Consider the following 13,787-nt stretch of genomic DNA (forward strand, 5'->3'; position numbering starts at 1 on the left):
GCTTCCGACGGCCTTGAACCAGGATTCCCAGACAGACTCTTGTCTCACGGCGCGGGGTGTCTCACAGCGGACGAGGGGCGTGTGGCGAGAGGAAACTTTCGGGAGGCCTGGTGAGGGTGCGAACGGCGCCGGGCACTTCGAGACGGTTTCCGGGAGGTCATCCTCGGTGGGCGCTGGGTGTGCCAGCGGACCATGCGCCGCCTGTTCGTGCTGGGAGGGAGGGCTGGACACGGGTTGAACCGTGGCGCGTGGACCTGCCCTTGAGGGAAGTCGGACATAGACTGCACGACATGAAAAAGGTGTCGAAGTGGGTGGCACTCCTGGGAGTGCTGGGCGTGGGGACGCAGGCGGTGGCGGACGGGTGGCATGGCTATGGCTCCCTGGGGGCGGGAATCACGTTGGATCATCTGAGTGACTTCCGGGCGAAGGGGCCGGCGTTGCATGGGTATCTGGGGGTGGAGTCGCCGCCGGGGTTGTCGTTGGGGTTGTTGGCCGAGGTCTCCGAGACGTGGGGCAGCAAGCTGCGGGATGCGTCCAGGCAGGGACAGTTGGAGCGGACGCAGTTGGACTACAAGGCGGTGGGCATCGAGGTCCGGCTGAGGTTCTTCCGGGACCGGATGTTCACGCCGTGGGTGGGGGCGAGGCTCTCGAAGAGTTGGGGGAGCACGCTCACGCCGGACGCGATGGGCAAGTTCCTGCGAGAGAACGTGGACACGACGAGCATGGCGTTCCGGGTGGGGGTGGACGGGTGGTTGAGCGAGCGGTGGGGAATCTCGGCGGCGACGGCTTTTCAGTTCTGTGACGTGAAGCTCACGAAGGACTCGGTGGATGAGTGCGCGAAGCTGCTCCAGTCGGTGATTTTGGGGCCGGTGGTGCGCTTCTGAGGGCTCATGCGTCGTGTGAGCGGGGCTAACGGCGGTGGCGCGGGGACAGTGGGGAGTGAGGGGGGCGGTCCGTACAGTGGGGGGCCATGAGTGACATGCCCGCCGTGCCGAGGTCCGAGGGTCTGCGTTGGTTGTACCTGCATGGCTTCGCGTCGGGTCCGGACTCGACGAAGGGCGTGGCGGTATCGCGTCACTTCGGGGCGAGGGGTGTGGAGGTGGCGCGGCTCAACTTGAGGGTGCCCACGATGGAGGGGCTGCGGTTGAGCGCGATGTTGGAGACGGTGCGGGAGGCGATGGGAGGGGAGAAGGAGCGGGCGGTGTTGCTGGGATCGAGTCTGGGCGGGTTGGTGGCGGCGCACACCGCGGCGGCGGATGCGAGGGTGAGCGGGTTGGTGTTGTTGGCGCCGGCGTTCCAGGTGGTGCGGCAGTTGAGGAGGAGGATGGGAGAGGCGGCGTGGAGGTTGTGGGAGAAGCAGGGGTGGATTGAGACGGACGACTTCGCGGAGAAGCGGAAGGTGCGAGTGCACTCGGGCTTCATCGGGGACGCGGAGGCGGTGGATGGGAAGTTCGGTGGGTGGCCGGATGTCAGGGTGCCCACGCTGGTGATTCATGGGAGGGCGGATGACACGTGTGACATCCGGTATTCGAGGCAGTGGGCGGAGGGGAAGCGGAACGTGAAGCTCGTGGAGGTGGAGGACGGACACGAGCTGGTGGCGTCGCTCCCGCGGATTCTGGCTGAGGCGGAGGAGTTCCTGCGTCCCTGGGGGGTGTGAGGGACGTTGAACCTGCGCGCCTCGTGGGGACGAGGGGCGACCGTGGTGATTCGACACGGGGAACAGCGTGATGGTTTCAACCCACGCTCCTTGTGGTCATGAGGAGCGACTCCATCGTCGCGACGGCAAGCGCGGCCTGCCCGACGTTTCAACCCACGCTCCTCGCTGTCACGAGGAGCGACGTCTGCTCGACGGTCGACACGCGAACATACAACCGATTCAACCCACGCTCCTCGCAGTCGCCAGGAGCGACGTCGGCGTGGAAAAGCTGGTCGGTTTCGGCGTCATTTCAACCCACGCGCCTCGCGGTCACGAGGAGCGACGCTTGGACTTGCCGCATCCCTGCTCAAAGTGGAGGTTTCAACCCACGTTCCTCGCTGTCACGAGGAGCGACCGACGACGCCCGCTCGATGTTGACGATGAGGTTGTTTCAACCCGCGCTCCTCGCGGTCACGAGGCTCAAGCGGCAGCGCCGTAGCCCATGTTCACCCACGCTCCTGCGGTCACGAGGAGCGACCTCACCCAGATCAAATCATCAGCTCGGAGCCGGCGTTCAACCCACGCTCCTCGCGTCACGAGGAGCGACGCCCGCCACTACTGGGCCCACGGCGGCCCACTGGTTTCAACCCACGCTCCTCGCGGTCACGAGGAGCGACGCGACTTCTGGGGCGAGTGCGCGCCGGACGTGGTGTTTCAACCCACGCTCCTCGCGGTCACGAGGAGCGACTCAACCTCGCGGAGGACGCCACGCCCATCGTGCCGTTTCAACCCACGCTCCTCGCGGTCACGAGGAGCGACGAGGGCGCCCCGGAAATCTGCCCCGAGTGCGCCGTGTTTCAACCCACGCTCCTCGCGGTCACGAGGAGCGACACGCAAGCCTGCGTCCTGAACTGGTCGGCACGAAGTGTTTCAACCCACGCTCCTCGCGGTCACGAGGAGCGACGTCCGGTACCGGGGATGACGGATGTCGTCGGAGGTTTCAACCCACGCTCCTCGCGGTCACGAGGAGCGACGCGATGTGCCGCTGGAGCTGGCCGAGCGCGAGGTGTTTCAACCCACGCTCCTCGCGGTCACGAGGAGCGACAGATGTACCAGGGCGGAGTCATGCCACCTGAGCCGTTTCAACCCACGCTCCTCGCGGTCACGAGGAGCGACCGAGCCACGCGGCCTTGTCGCTGCGCAAGTGGGGGTTTCAACCCACGCTCCTCGCGGTCACGAGGAGCGACAGCAGGCACAAGCTCCGCATGTATTGCCTCCATGTTTCAACCCACGCTCCTCGCGGTCACGAGGAGCGACTCTCCGGGTTCCGGGAGCGGTTCCCCGCCCCTCTCGGTTTCAACCCACGCTCCTCGCGGTCACGAGGAGCGACGATGGGCCACGTCATCGCCAAGTCGATTGCAGAGTTTCAACCCACGCTCCTCGCGGTCACGAGGAGCGACTGCCCAAACACGGTGATGACCGGCGCGAGTCCCTCGTTTCAACCCACGCTCCTCGCGGTCACGAGGAGCGACTACGCCGCGACCGTGGTCGGGCCAGGCGCGACGTTTCAACCCACGCTCCTCGCGGTCACGAGGAGCGACCCTGCACCTGCAACCTACCATCACTCCTGGGGAATCCGGCCGAATCCCGCGAACCTGGCTCCGACAGTGTCTCCATCGCCACGGCCATCAGCCCGCGCTCCCGCCAACTCCCTACGACTATTGGAGATTTCAAAGAGCGCGAACCTCCGACGAAGGCCACACCGATAGAGGTCCGCGCACGCCCAAGTGCGCTCCGCCCCTCATCACACGATGAGTGGTCCTTCGACATCGAGAGGAACCCTCGCACCATGGTGCTCCGTCTTCTTCGCCACATCCTCGCTCAGGAAATAGAAGCGCAGGCTATCGCACGAGTCATCCAGCTCCGTGAGCAGCCGAGCCCTCAGAACCACCCAATCCTTGGGCTCCAGCACGCACTCGAAAACGGAGTACTGAACCCGAACACCGTGGTCCTTGCACGCTCGAGCGATTCTCCGCAGGCGGCGCGGCCCATCCGCGTCCGTCACCTGCACGTCGTAGCAAACGAGCACAGTGACCTTCTTCATCCCTCACCGCACCGCGAAAGGAGGATAGCCATCCAGCTCTCCTCGGAGCACTCGCGCCAGCAGCAGCGCCTGCAGATGAGGCACCAGCCCCCAGCTCGTCTGCTGCCCCAGGAAGACATGCTGGACCTCCACCTGCTTCGCGCCCTGATACGCCACCAGGAACGCCTTGCGAGCCTCATCCCGCAACAGCACGCCTCCCGCCGCCTCCGTCTTGAAGTCCTCCGGCTTGAGCTGCCCGCGATTCACCAGCGAGAACACCAGTCGGTCCACCACTGGCGCACGAAGCTCCTCCATCAAGTCCAACGCCAGCGACAACCTGCCCGGCCTGTCCTCGTGCAGAAACCCCACGGCCGGATCCAACCCCACCCCCGCCAAGGCTCCCGCGCATTCCTGCGCGAGCAGCGCATACCCGAATGAGAGCAACGCATTGAGCGGGTCTCGCGGAGGCCGCCGATTCCTCCCATCAAACGTGAACCGCCGAGCCTCCCCCTTCAACAGCGAAGGAAACACCTCGAAGTAGTCCCGCGCCGCAATCCCCTCCAGCCCCCGCACCTGCTCCAAGTCCTCCGCCCGCTCCAACGCGCGCAGGTGCCCGGACAGCCGTCGCACCGCCTCCTCCAACACGGGCTTGCGCTCCTCCACCGCATCCCGGCGCGCATGCATGAGGAACTGGCGAGCATTCCCCAACTTGCCCACAACCACCGCCCGTGCGATCTCCAGCGTGCGCGCCCCATCATCCGCCACACGGAACTGCGCGCGCCGCAGCAACACATTCCCTCCTGGCAGGCCCTCCACTCGCACCAGGAACCGCCCGGTCATCCCGAAGAAGGACACGTGGATGCCCGCCTCCACGCAGCTCTCCAACAACTCCGGCGTCATCCACGCTCGCGCCAGACACACCACCGAGCGCAGATGCCGGAGTGGGACCTCCGCCTTCTTCTCGTCATGGAGCGTCACCACCACCCGCTCACCCTCCTTGTTCAGCCGAGCCCCCTCCAAGGTGATGAACAGCGTATTGAGTGCGGTCGTCATGACGGCTCCAGCCAGTGCCCCCCTGGGGCCCGGCCTTCAGAACTCCACCGGCTCCACCATGCGCCTCAGATGGTCGGAGGCTCGCCGCTGCCCCGCGGTGACCTGCGGCAGGCACATCGACTCCAGCGAACACTTCTCGCACTTCGGTGCCCGCGGAACAGCGGGGACCTGGCACCGAGCCAGCAGCTCATGCATTCGCGCTACAGCATCCTCTGTCAGCGTCCGCAGCCGCGCATCGAACCGCACCGCCTGCCGCCGATGCTCCGCGCCATGAAAGAGCGCCCCCTCGGGAACATCGACACCGTGCATCTCCTCCAGGCACAGCGCCTGCGCACAGAGCTGCACGCGGTCCGCCTCTTCCGACTTCCGCCGCGCGCGCTTCACCTCCACCGGGAAGGGCCTCCATCCCGTGGGGCTCGTGCCATCAGGGTGGTACTCGACCAGGTCCGCGCGCCCGGTCAGCCGCAAGCGCTGACAGCCCAGCCGGACCGCGCGCTCCACGCGCCGGCCCGGCCGAGCATCATGTCCTGGGAGATCCACGCGTTCATGAAGCAGGCGCCCCTGGGCGGTGTTGACGTCCTCCACCCACAGCCGTTCCACGTGGATGAGCGCCGCCTGCCGTTCACAGAACAGCAGGTGCTGCAAGGCCGACAACGCAACCCAGGTCTCGCGAGGCTCCATCGTCACACCAGGTCCATCACCTCGATGCCCTGGGGCAACCCGGCCGTCTCCACCACCACCGCGTAGTCCGTGAAGGCGCGCGCCGGCTTCTCGGCCTGCACAGGCGCCACCTTGACGCGGTCGAACAGCGCGTGTGCGGGCGCATTGCCGAGCTCCGACCCATGCTTGAACACGATGACCTTGCGCATGGCCATCAGCCCGCGCGCCGCGCTGCGGTCCAGCTCGAACATGTGAGCAAACGACTTGAACAGAAGCTCCAGGTCCGTCGGACTGAAGCCCGTCTGTCTGGCCAGGTGTGGCGACACGAAGCCATGCGCGCGGTAGAGCCCGTAAGGCACCGTGTTCTTCCGGCCCATGGTCCGGTTGTCTCCGCCTTGCTTCTCAGCCTCGGCCTCGGTGGCCACCGCCATGCGGGTGATGGCGTGCTCCAACGAGACAATGGGCGCCACCGAGCGCGCGAACGTGAGCTGCACCGGCCCTCGCACCTGCCCGGCATTGGCGCCCGTGGACATCACCGCGCCAAAGGTCCGCACGTCGAAGAACGTCTTGCACATCCACGTCCGGCCCTGCTCCACCTCCGAGCCCTGAGCCTTGCCTTTCGAGTCGCGCTTCTTCCCATCCTCCGTCTTCGTCGGCTTCTCGTTCAGGTCGATGCCCAATCCCTTGTAGGCGTCATTGATGGACACGTTCAGGATGGCCTTCTCCTTCACGAAGATGTCCAGGCCCGGTTTCTTCTCCTGGGTGAGCTGGATGAAGTTGCGCACCTTGCGCTTGAGACACACGTCGGTGACCAGCCCGTGCCCTGTCTCCGGGTCGATGCGCGGCAGGTTTCCGGCATCCGGGTCCCCATTGGGGTTTCCATCCTGGACGTCGAACAGCAGGACGAAGTCGTAGCGGTTCTTGAACTCGGACATGGTATTCACTTCCTTGGAATGGGTGGGAGTCGGCTTCATCACTCAGTGTCGTCAGAAGGTTCATCGTCCGAGGACATCGACTCGGATGGCGCGTGCTTGGCGAAGAGGTCCTCGCGCTGGTGGTAGTAGCCCACGGCAAACAAGCCCTGTTCCTCCAGGAAGAAGATGCGTGGGAACACCTTGGAGTCGAGCAACGCCATGACCTCGCCCTTGATTCGCTCGAGGCGCTTGCCCGAGCCCTTCCTCTCGGACTCCGCCTTCGAGACGTGGTGCACGGAGAGCTGCAAGAGGCGAGGGAAGACAGTCATCGGGCTGCGTGAAGCCGCGCCGAAGTAGCGATCTCGGATGGTCGCGTTGATGTCTCCCTGCGCTGCCCCTTGCAACCGCTCCAGCACCGCGAACAGGCGTCCCAGAACATAGGGCTGCGACGAGTTTGTCTTGTCCAATGACACGGAGACCTCCAGGGAAGCGGTTCCACTTCGGGGAAGACGAATGAGGGTGGCCTTGATGAGCGCGACACGAAGGCGGAGTTGCTCGCGCTCGAACTTGTCGTCCGATGGCGGAAGCTGGAGCCGGTCCAACGCCGCGGAGAGAAGCTGTCGAGGAAACGGTTGGCCCCGAAGCGCCGCCCCCAACATCCGCGTCGAGACATCGGGACTGAGCCCTCTTCCCGAGGGGGCTTCCACGGCCTTGAGCAGTCTCCAGACAGGGGTGGGTTTCTCCGCTGGACCTGCCCCCAACCGCAGGTCCGCGAAGTACCGCCGGAGATTCTGTTTCACTTCACCCACGCTCGTCTGGAACCAGTCACGTACCGCGACGCGGCCCGAGTTCCCCGCGAGCGTCACGGAATAGAACCTCCGCGTGTCCAGCGCACTCGGTTCCAGTCCTCGAAAAGGGGCCTCGAGATAGCGGCGAAGATCGACCTCCGACGGGTCCAGCCAGGAGAGGAGAGCGCACTCCTCCTTCGCCGTGCTGTTCGTCCAGAACACCAGCACCGAGTCGTCCCCCACCTGAATGCCCTGCCGGTAGCGGCGGTCCTCCGACTTCCGCAGCAGGTCGTTCAGCGCGAGCACGTACCCCAATGCCGCTTGTCGGGAGATGGGAGCGTTATCCCCCTGCTCGAATCCCTGGGACTCGAACGCTCTGGCATTGAAGGACACCAGGGCCGCCCCAGCGCGCTGAGCCTCCGGCACGTTCTTCAACTTGGGATGTGTCTCCGCCAGCACGCCCGTCTTGCCGGTCACCAGGCACAGCCCCATTCGCCCTTGCGCCGCCTCCTCCGCCCCTCGCTTCTCCCACCAGTCACGGACCTCGGGCAGCAGGTGCACAGGCTCCAGCGAGTCCCCCACGACGAATGCGAGCATCTCCGAGCCCGTCCACTCCTCCTTCGCCCTCTCCGCGAGTGCCTGCTCCCTCGAAGCGTCGCTCGCCAGGAACAGCTCCACTGCTCGGAGCTCCGGAACATTCAGCTCCGAGACCGCCTCACGCACGAGCTTCAGGAAGGCTTCAAACCGCACCGCGCCCTTGCCCGCCTTTCCAGTCCGCGGCGCGGGCGCCTCCTCGTACCCCAGCACGTACTTCGAGTTGTCCGCCAGGAACCCCGCGGCGATGTTCACTGCCCGCTGTGGGATGCGGGGAATGAGCATGGAAACTCCCTTCCCACGCTCATCCTGGGTGGACTCCAACCCTTGGAACTTCCCCTTCGCACTCACCCGAATGAGGAAGTCCACCGGCCGATGCTCGTAGAGCGGGTCGTCCGCGAGGCCTCGCTCCTGTGCGAAGGCATTGAGTGCCGCCAGCATCATGGCGTGCCTCCATTGCGCTCCAGCACCTGCGCCCATGGCGGCACCTGGAGCACGCCCCGGTCCAGGTACGCATCGAAGAACAGCGGCCGCGTCGCACGGCCCGAGTCACCGAAAGCGAAGTCGTAGAACATCAACCCCAGCGGCCTGCGCCCCACCGTGGCGTCCGAGGGCGTCAGGACATCAGGCGGAACCTCCACTCGCGCCGCGAACTCGCGGCAGCCCAGATAGGGCGCATGGAAGTACTGCCCCTTCTCCAACCGCCGCTCGAACATCTCCTCGAACTTGCGGAGGTTCTCCTCCGCTCCCGCCTTGCCTGGCACGAGAGAGAAGGACGCGGTGATGACGTAGTCCACGTCACGCAGCGCCACCGTGTTGCGCTGTGCCCGGTCCTCGTCCGCCGCGTAGTCGAACTTCCTCACCGTGGCGCGGCTGTTCACCTCGTTGCGCCGGAAGCTCATCCAGCGCACCGGCGCGATGACGGCAATCTCATGGACCTGCCAGCGAATCGCCGGCTTCCACAGAATCGCCTCCAGCACGCCCCGCGCCGCGGAAGGTGTCATCACCTCGTAGCTGACCCGCTCGGCTTTCATCTCGGGTCGCGTGAAGCACGCCACGGGCCCACGGGCCCGCACGCGGAATCGCTTGCTCGCTGCTGTCTTCATCCGCATCTCCTGTCAGCCGGGGATGAGCGTGCCCGGGTCGAGAACCCCGACCTTGTCGGGCATCAGGCCAAACCGAGGGTCGTATGCCGTGCTTCGATATTCCGGCCCCAGGAACACCACCGTGTCTGAAGCCACCTGGGCAAACTCCCGCGCGACCCACGCCTCGCGCACCTTGCGAGGCACCGTCACCGTGAAGCGCTGCAAGGCCCGCAGCCGCTCGCGCGATGGCCCTGCTTTCTTCAGCGCCTCCAACCACGGCTCGCAGCCCGCGTAAGGCACGACAACAGGCGCGCTCCACCCGTCCTCGACGAGCTTGAACTTCCCAGCGACCGCCTCGAACTGAAGCGTCTTGCGCGAGTCCTGGATGCCCTTGCCGTCACGGCTCGCGTTCGCATACAGCCGCTCGAAGAACAGCCGGAAGCTCTCGGGAGCGAAGAGGTCCAGGTCGGGCCGCTGCATCAACAACGTCCGAGTGACATCCACCGCCGCGCGGAGCACCCCCGGCGGAGGTGCCGTCTCCGCCTCATAGACACGAAGCTCCCCCAACCCAGCGAGGAGTCCCTCCCGATTGCATCGTCCAGCGGCCTGCCCCAGCGCATCCATCCCCGCCATGCTTCGGTAGACAACGGCGAAGTCCAGGTCCACCCCAGCCTCCACCAACTGCGTCGCCACGAGCCGCACGGGCTCACCGCGCCGCTTGCGAGCCTTGATGTCCTCGAGCACCACCGCGCGATGCTCGGGGCACATCAACGCGGACAAGTGCAGGGGCCTCCCCTCCCCGCCCACCAGCGCATCCACCAAGGCACAGAGCCTGCGCGCGTCGTCGCGCCGATGAACCACCACGAGCACGTCCTGCTCACGCGCCACGGCTTCGGCGAGCTCGGCATAGGAGGTCGGCTCGCGACTCGACGGCCACCGCACCCTCACCCGGCGCAAGCGCTCGAAGGCGCGCACCTCTGGCGGCACCAGCTCTCGAATCGAGGCAAAGCCCTCCGGGAGCGCCGGACGCCGCCCCAGCGCGGGCTGCGTGGCGGTGCAGATGACCACCGAGCAGCCGTAGTCCTCCACCAACGTCCCCAGCCCATCCAGGATGGTCGTCAGCAGCGACGGAGGAAGTGTCTGCGCCTCGTCGAGCACGATGACGCTGTGAGCGATGTTGTGCAGCTTCCGGCACGCCGACGGGCGATGGGCGAAGAGGCTCTCCAGGAGCTGCACCGTGGTGGTGACGATGACCGGCGCATCCCAGTTCTCACTCGCGACCCGATTGAGCGCCGTCTCCTTCAATGGGTCCACGGCCGAGTGGTGCTCGATGACGGCATGCCCGAGCTCACCGAAAGCCTCTCGATAGACGGCCGCGCTCTGCTCGATGATGGAGGTGTAGGGAATCCCGACGATGACGCGCCGGTGTCCATGAACCCGTGCGTGCTCCAACGCGAACGCCATGGACGTCAGCGTCTTCCCGCCCCCCGTGGGCACCGTGAGGCTGAAGACTCCGGGAGCACTCGGCGCCGCCGCGAGAACGGCGGAGAGCACCTCTCGCCGGACCTGGTTCACCACCGTGTCCGGAGCACCACTCTGCTTCCTGTCGAGAGAAGCGCGGAGCCCATCGGCGAGCTGCGCCAGCGTCACCTCCACCTTCCGTTCCGCACCTCGGCTGGCGTCGAAGAACCACTCGGTGTCGAGGAAGTCCGCGTCACAAAGCGCCGAGAACAACATCCGCGTCCAGAACTCCAGCCGATGCGGAGACAGCTTCAGCAGCGGCTCGACGGAGAATCCCGAGGGCGTCGCTTGGATGTCCTTCGGAATGCCTTGCGCCAGCGCATCCTGGAGCTGAGCCGTCTTCTCCGGCCGCCGCACCCGCTCCTTGAACTTCTCCAGGTCCGACAGTCCGCAGTGGTGTCCCGCGATGGCCATCGCCATCGGGAGCAGTCGAGCGTCCTCCCGCAACGCCCACAGCGCCCCCGCCGTGGAGTGGTCACGATCTCCACCCTGGTCCGGCTCCAGGTGGGCCTCGAAGCCGTTCTCCTCGCGGATGCGGTTCTGGAAGTGCCGTCGGTATTTTCCAAGGTCATGCCAGCGCCCCGTCGCCAAGGCGGGCACCTTCATGTCCTCGCGAGGCGCGAACTCCGCCGCCAGCCGCCCGACGGCCTCCAGGTGCTCCTTGAGGAGATGGGGACGTCCCTCTGCCTCCGTCACATGGGCCAGGGGCTCTCGCGTCAAGACACACGGCTGTTCATCATCAGCCATACAGCCTCCGACCCGACCTGACCTGACCTGCCGGCCCAAGTCTGTCATTCACACCACAAACACCCGCCCGCGACCCAATTCCTGGCAAGTCATCGAGCTATGCCATTCCCCCCGCGGGTCTTCTCTCCCTCTTCAGTGGTATTGACGGGCATCCGAAGCGAAACCAAGCCCACGAGCCCTCGTCCGCCCATCCCAGCGGCCCGGCCCCACGCGTGACGATATTCCGCCCACGCCGAGGTACCCGTGTGCCCCGGCCCCATGGATTCAGAGCGAATCCCACGCACGAGGAGGAGCACCCATGCTGAATACCGAACTCGTTGGCGGGCCCCTTCTTCACCTCGAGAGCCAGCGCCTGCTCGCGGAAGCCAGGCGCGTGGTCCCCGAGGCCTTCGACTCACAGGGACGCCTGCTCTCCCCTGTCGCCGGCAAGTGGGTCCACCCGGCCGCCTGGTTCAGTGCCGTGTCCCCCATCGACGGCAAGGTCCTCGCCGAGCTGCCCCTGCTCGACGCCACCCAGGTCTCCGACGGCGTGGAGAAGGCCGCCGCGGAGTTCCTCCCCTGGTCCGCCCGCTCCATCGACAAGCGCTCTCACGCCGTCATGCAAGCCGTCGCGCTCCTCGAGGAACACCGCGACCTGCTCATCAAGCTGCTCGCGTGGGACATCGGCAAGACACTCCCCACCGCCGCCAATGACGTGGACCGGTGCCTCGCCGGCATCCAGTGGTACGTGGAACAGATTGGCCCGATGCTCGAGAGCCGGAAGCCGCTCGGCCTCATCTCCAACATCGCCTCGTGGAACTATCCGTTCTCCGTGCTGATGCTGAACGTCCTCGTGCAATCCCTCGCGGGCAACTCGGTCATCGCCAAGATTCCCACGCAAGGTGGAGGCGTCTCGCTCACCCTCGCCTTCGCGCTGCTCCGTCGCGCGGGCCTGCCCGTCTCCCTCGTGGGCGGACGCGGCCGAGACCTCTCCGAGGCACTCGTCGCCCACCCGCGCATCGCGGGCCTCGCGTTCATCGGCGGCCGAGCCAACGGCGGCGAAGTCCACCGTCGCCTGCGCGCCACCGACAAGCGCTACGCCCTGGAGATGGAGGGCGTGAATGCCTACGCCATCACCCACTTCACGGACTGGGACTCGCTGGGCCAACAGCTCCGCTCCAGTTTCGACTTCGGCAAGCAGCGCTGCACCGCATACACCCGCTGGGTCGTCGAGAAGTCCCTGGTCCCCAAGTTCGTGCGCACCTACGTGGACGCCGTGTCCACGCTGCGCGTCGGCCATCCCCTCCTCGGCGCCCCCGTCGACTTCGGCCCGCTCATCTCCCCCAGCAAGGCGGAGGAGCTGCGCACCCTCATCACCGAAGCGCAGGCCCAGGGCGCCAAGGTCCTCTTCCAAGGAGAGCTCGCCGAAGACGCCTTCACCTCCCAGCAAGAGCGCGGCGCCTACCTCCCCCCGTCCCTGCTCTTCGGCCTCCCCCAGGACAGCGAGCTCTACCTCCGCGAGCCCTTCGGCCCCATCGACATCCTCGTGTCCGTGGACTCCGAGGACGCACTCGTCCACGAAGCCAACGTGTCCCACGGTGCGCTCGTGGCCTCGGTGGCGTCGGATGACCCGGAGCTCGCGCAGCGCATCGCGTCCCGCCTCCAGGCCTTCAAGGTCGGCATCAACAAGATGCGCTCACGTGGAGACCGGGACGAGTCCTTCGGCGGCAAGGGAGGCTCCTGGGCCGGCGCCTTCGTCGGCGGCACCCACCTGGTCCGCGCCTTCACCGACGGCCCGCATCCGCTGGAAGGCAACTGGCCGGACTGAGCCCTACCCCTTCCCGGCACGGGGGACACCCGCCCCCGTGTCTGGGAATACCCGGGCCCTGGTGGTCCGAGGTGCGCCTCGGCGCCACCCTCCGCCAACGCCTGTCACTCGGAGCCGGCCTCGCGGACTCCACGCATTGCCAGCCGTTGACGCGACACGGTTAAGCTCGCGCCCCATGAACCGCGAATACCACCGCTGGTACAGCGAGCGCCTGCACCGGGACATGGAGTTGTTGCTCTTTGGCCACTCCGGCGAACCCGTGCTGCTCCTGCCCACCAGTCGGGGGCGTTTCTACCAGGCCGAGGACTTCGGCCTCATCGGCGCCATCTCCGACCGCATCCAGTCCGGCCGCTACCTCGTCGTGTGCCCGGACTCGGTGGACGAGGAGTCCTGGTTCAACACCGCCGTCCATCCCCATGACCGCCTCGCGCGGCACAAGGAATGGGAGGCCTATCTCCTCCACGAGGTGGTGCCCCTGCTGGCGCGCCGGAGCACGGGGGGACGCGTGACGCTGGCCGGGTGCAGCTTCGGAGGCTTCCACGCGTACAACGTGGGCCTGCGCCACCCGCACATCTTCCAGCGGCTCATCTCCATGGGCGGGAAGTTCGAGACCGACGAGTTCCTCGACGGCCACCACGACCCGGACGTCTACCACCACTCCGCCACGCAGTGGCTCCCCAACGTCCACGATGCGCAGCAGCTCGCGGCGCTCCAGCGCGTGGAGATGGTGCTCGCGGTGGGCGAGCACGACTTCTGCCGCGCCTCCAACGAGCACCTCTCCAGCCTGCTGTGGAAGAAGGACATCGCCAACCAGCTCGCCGTCTGGCAGGGCGGCACCCACGACTGGCCGGTGTGGCGGCAGATGATTCAGCAGTACCTGCCCTGGTAGCCGCCCGAGC

Annotated in this window: 11 protein-coding genes and 1 CRISPR repeat array; of the genes, 4 read left to right on the forward strand and 7 right to left on the reverse strand. The window is 66.5% G+C overall.

What is annotated here, in order from left to right:
• Nucleotides 1-290 precede the first annotated feature (290 nt).
• Together MYSTI_RS37765 and MYSTI_RS37770 are read left to right on the forward strand one after the other, a co-directional pair.
• Nucleotides 291-884: a hypothetical protein gene (locus tag MYSTI_RS37765; protein WP_015353133.1), complete on the forward strand. Its 594-nt coding sequence runs from the start codon at nucleotides 291-293 to the stop codon at nucleotides 882-884.
• Nucleotides 885-970: 86 nt separating this feature from the next.
• Entirely contained in the window at nucleotides 971-1,657 is a 687-nt protein-coding gene (locus tag MYSTI_RS37770; protein ID WP_015353134.1) for a YqiA/YcfP family alpha/beta fold hydrolase, read from the forward strand.
• Between the two features lie 619 nt (nucleotides 1,658-2,276).
• Nucleotides 2,277-3,237: direct repeats of the CRISPR family, unit length 37 nt; unit sequence GTTTCAACCCACGCTCCTCGCGGTCACGAGGAGCGAC.
• A 203-nt stretch (nucleotides 3,238-3,440) separates the two neighbouring features.
• Here MYSTI_RS37770 and cas2 read toward each other — a convergent pair.
• The 7 genes from cas2 to MYSTI_RS45480 are packed head-to-tail and all read right to left on the reverse strand — an operon-like array spanning nucleotide 3,441 to nucleotide 11,081.
• The gene (gene cas2 / locus MYSTI_RS37775) at nucleotides 3,441-3,740 is read right to left on the reverse strand and encodes a CRISPR-associated endonuclease Cas2 (RefSeq protein ID WP_015353136.1); all 300 of its coding nucleotides are present in this window, start codon (nucleotides 3,738-3,740) and stop codon (nucleotides 3,441-3,443) included.
• 3 nt (nucleotides 3,741-3,743) lie between these two features.
• Nucleotides 3,744-4,772: a type I-C CRISPR-associated endonuclease Cas1c gene (gene cas1c, locus MYSTI_RS37780; protein WP_015353137.1), complete on the reverse strand. Its 1,029-nt coding sequence runs from the start codon at nucleotides 4,770-4,772 to the stop codon at nucleotides 3,744-3,746.
• A gap of 36 nt (nucleotides 4,773-4,808) precedes the next feature.
• Entirely contained in the window at nucleotides 4,809-5,453 is a 645-nt protein-coding gene (gene cas4, locus MYSTI_RS37785; protein WP_015353138.1) for a CRISPR-associated protein Cas4, read from the reverse strand.
• Between the two features lie 2 nt (nucleotides 5,454-5,455).
• Nucleotides 5,456-6,367, reverse strand: a complete 912-nt coding sequence (gene cas7c / locus MYSTI_RS37790) for a type I-C CRISPR-associated protein Cas7/Csd2 (protein ID WP_015353139.1) — start codon at nucleotides 6,365-6,367, stop codon at nucleotides 5,456-5,458.
• A gap of 38 nt (nucleotides 6,368-6,405) precedes the next feature.
• Entirely contained in the window at nucleotides 6,406-8,172 is a 1,767-nt protein-coding gene (cas8c, locus tag MYSTI_RS37795) for a type I-C CRISPR-associated protein Cas8c/Csd1 (RefSeq protein WP_015353140.1), read from the reverse strand.
• The gene (gene cas5c, locus MYSTI_RS37800; protein WP_015353141.1) at nucleotides 8,169-8,834 is read right to left on the reverse strand and encodes a type I-C CRISPR-associated protein Cas5c; all 666 of its coding nucleotides are present in this window, start codon (nucleotides 8,832-8,834) and stop codon (nucleotides 8,169-8,171) included. The genes cas8c and cas5c overlap by 4 nt, the downstream gene beginning before the upstream one ends.
• A 12-nt stretch (nucleotides 8,835-8,846) precedes the next feature.
• Entirely contained in the window at nucleotides 8,847-11,081 is a 2,235-nt protein-coding gene (locus MYSTI_RS45480; RefSeq protein ID WP_015353142.1) for a CRISPR-associated endonuclease Cas3'', read from the reverse strand.
• Between the two features lie 298 nt (nucleotides 11,082-11,379).
• Here MYSTI_RS45480 and MYSTI_RS37810 point away from each other — a divergent pair, with 298 nt between their 5' ends.
• On the forward strand, nucleotides 11,380-12,888 hold the full coding sequence (locus MYSTI_RS37810) for an aldehyde dehydrogenase family protein (RefSeq protein ID WP_015353143.1): 1,509 nt from the start codon (nucleotides 11,380-11,382) through the stop codon (nucleotides 12,886-12,888).
• A gap of 175 nt (nucleotides 12,889-13,063) precedes the next feature.
• Nucleotides 13,064-13,777, forward strand: coding sequence for an esterase family protein (locus tag MYSTI_RS37815; RefSeq protein ID WP_015353144.1), 714 nt, complete (start codon nucleotides 13,064-13,066; stop codon nucleotides 13,775-13,777).
• Nucleotides 13,778-13,787 lie beyond the last annotated feature (10 nt).

The sequence above is a fragment of the Myxococcus stipitatus DSM 14675 genome, from assembly GCF_000331735.1.
GTDB classification, from domain to species: Bacteria; Myxococcota; Myxococcia; order Myxococcales; family Myxococcaceae; genus Myxococcus; species Myxococcus stipitatus.

Bases quoted from the DNA above. Each gene is read 5' to 3' on its own strand.
- cas7c (WP_015353139.1), bottom strand. From the start codon at position 6,367: ATGTCCGAGTTCAAGAACCGCTACGACTTCGTCCTGCTGTTCGACGTC.
- MYSTI_RS37765 (WP_015353133.1), top strand. From the start codon at position 291: ATGAAAAAGGTGTCGAAGTGGGTGGCACTCCTGGGAGTGCTGGGCGTG.
- cas5c (WP_015353141.1), bottom strand. From the start codon at position 8,834: ATGAAGACAGCAGCGAGCAAGCGATTCCGCGTGCGGGCCCGTGGGCCC.
- cas8c (WP_015353140.1), bottom strand. From the start codon at position 8,172: ATGATGCTGGCGGCACTCAATGCCTTCGCACAGGAGCGAGGCCTCGCG.
- MYSTI_RS45480 (WP_015353142.1), bottom strand. From the start codon at position 11,081: ATGGCTGATGATGAACAGCCGTGTGTCTTGACGCGAGAGCCCCTGGCC.
- MYSTI_RS37810 (WP_015353143.1), top strand. From the start codon at position 11,380: ATGCTGAATACCGAACTCGTTGGCGGGCCCCTTCTTCACCTCGAGAGC.
- cas4 (WP_015353138.1), bottom strand. From the start codon at position 5,453: ATGGAGCCTCGCGAGACCTGGGTTGCGTTGTCGGCCTTGCAGCACCTG.
- cas2 (WP_015353136.1), bottom strand. From the start codon at position 3,740: ATGAAGAAGGTCACTGTGCTCGTTTGCTACGACGTGCAGGTGACGGAC.
- MYSTI_RS37770 (WP_015353134.1), top strand. From the start codon at position 971: ATGAGTGACATGCCCGCCGTGCCGAGGTCCGAGGGTCTGCGTTGGTTG.
- cas1c (WP_015353137.1), bottom strand. From the start codon at position 4,772: ATGACGACCGCACTCAATACGCTGTTCATCACCTTGGAGGGGGCTCGG.
- MYSTI_RS37815 (WP_015353144.1), top strand. From the start codon at position 13,064: ATGAACCGCGAATACCACCGCTGGTACAGCGAGCGCCTGCACCGGGAC.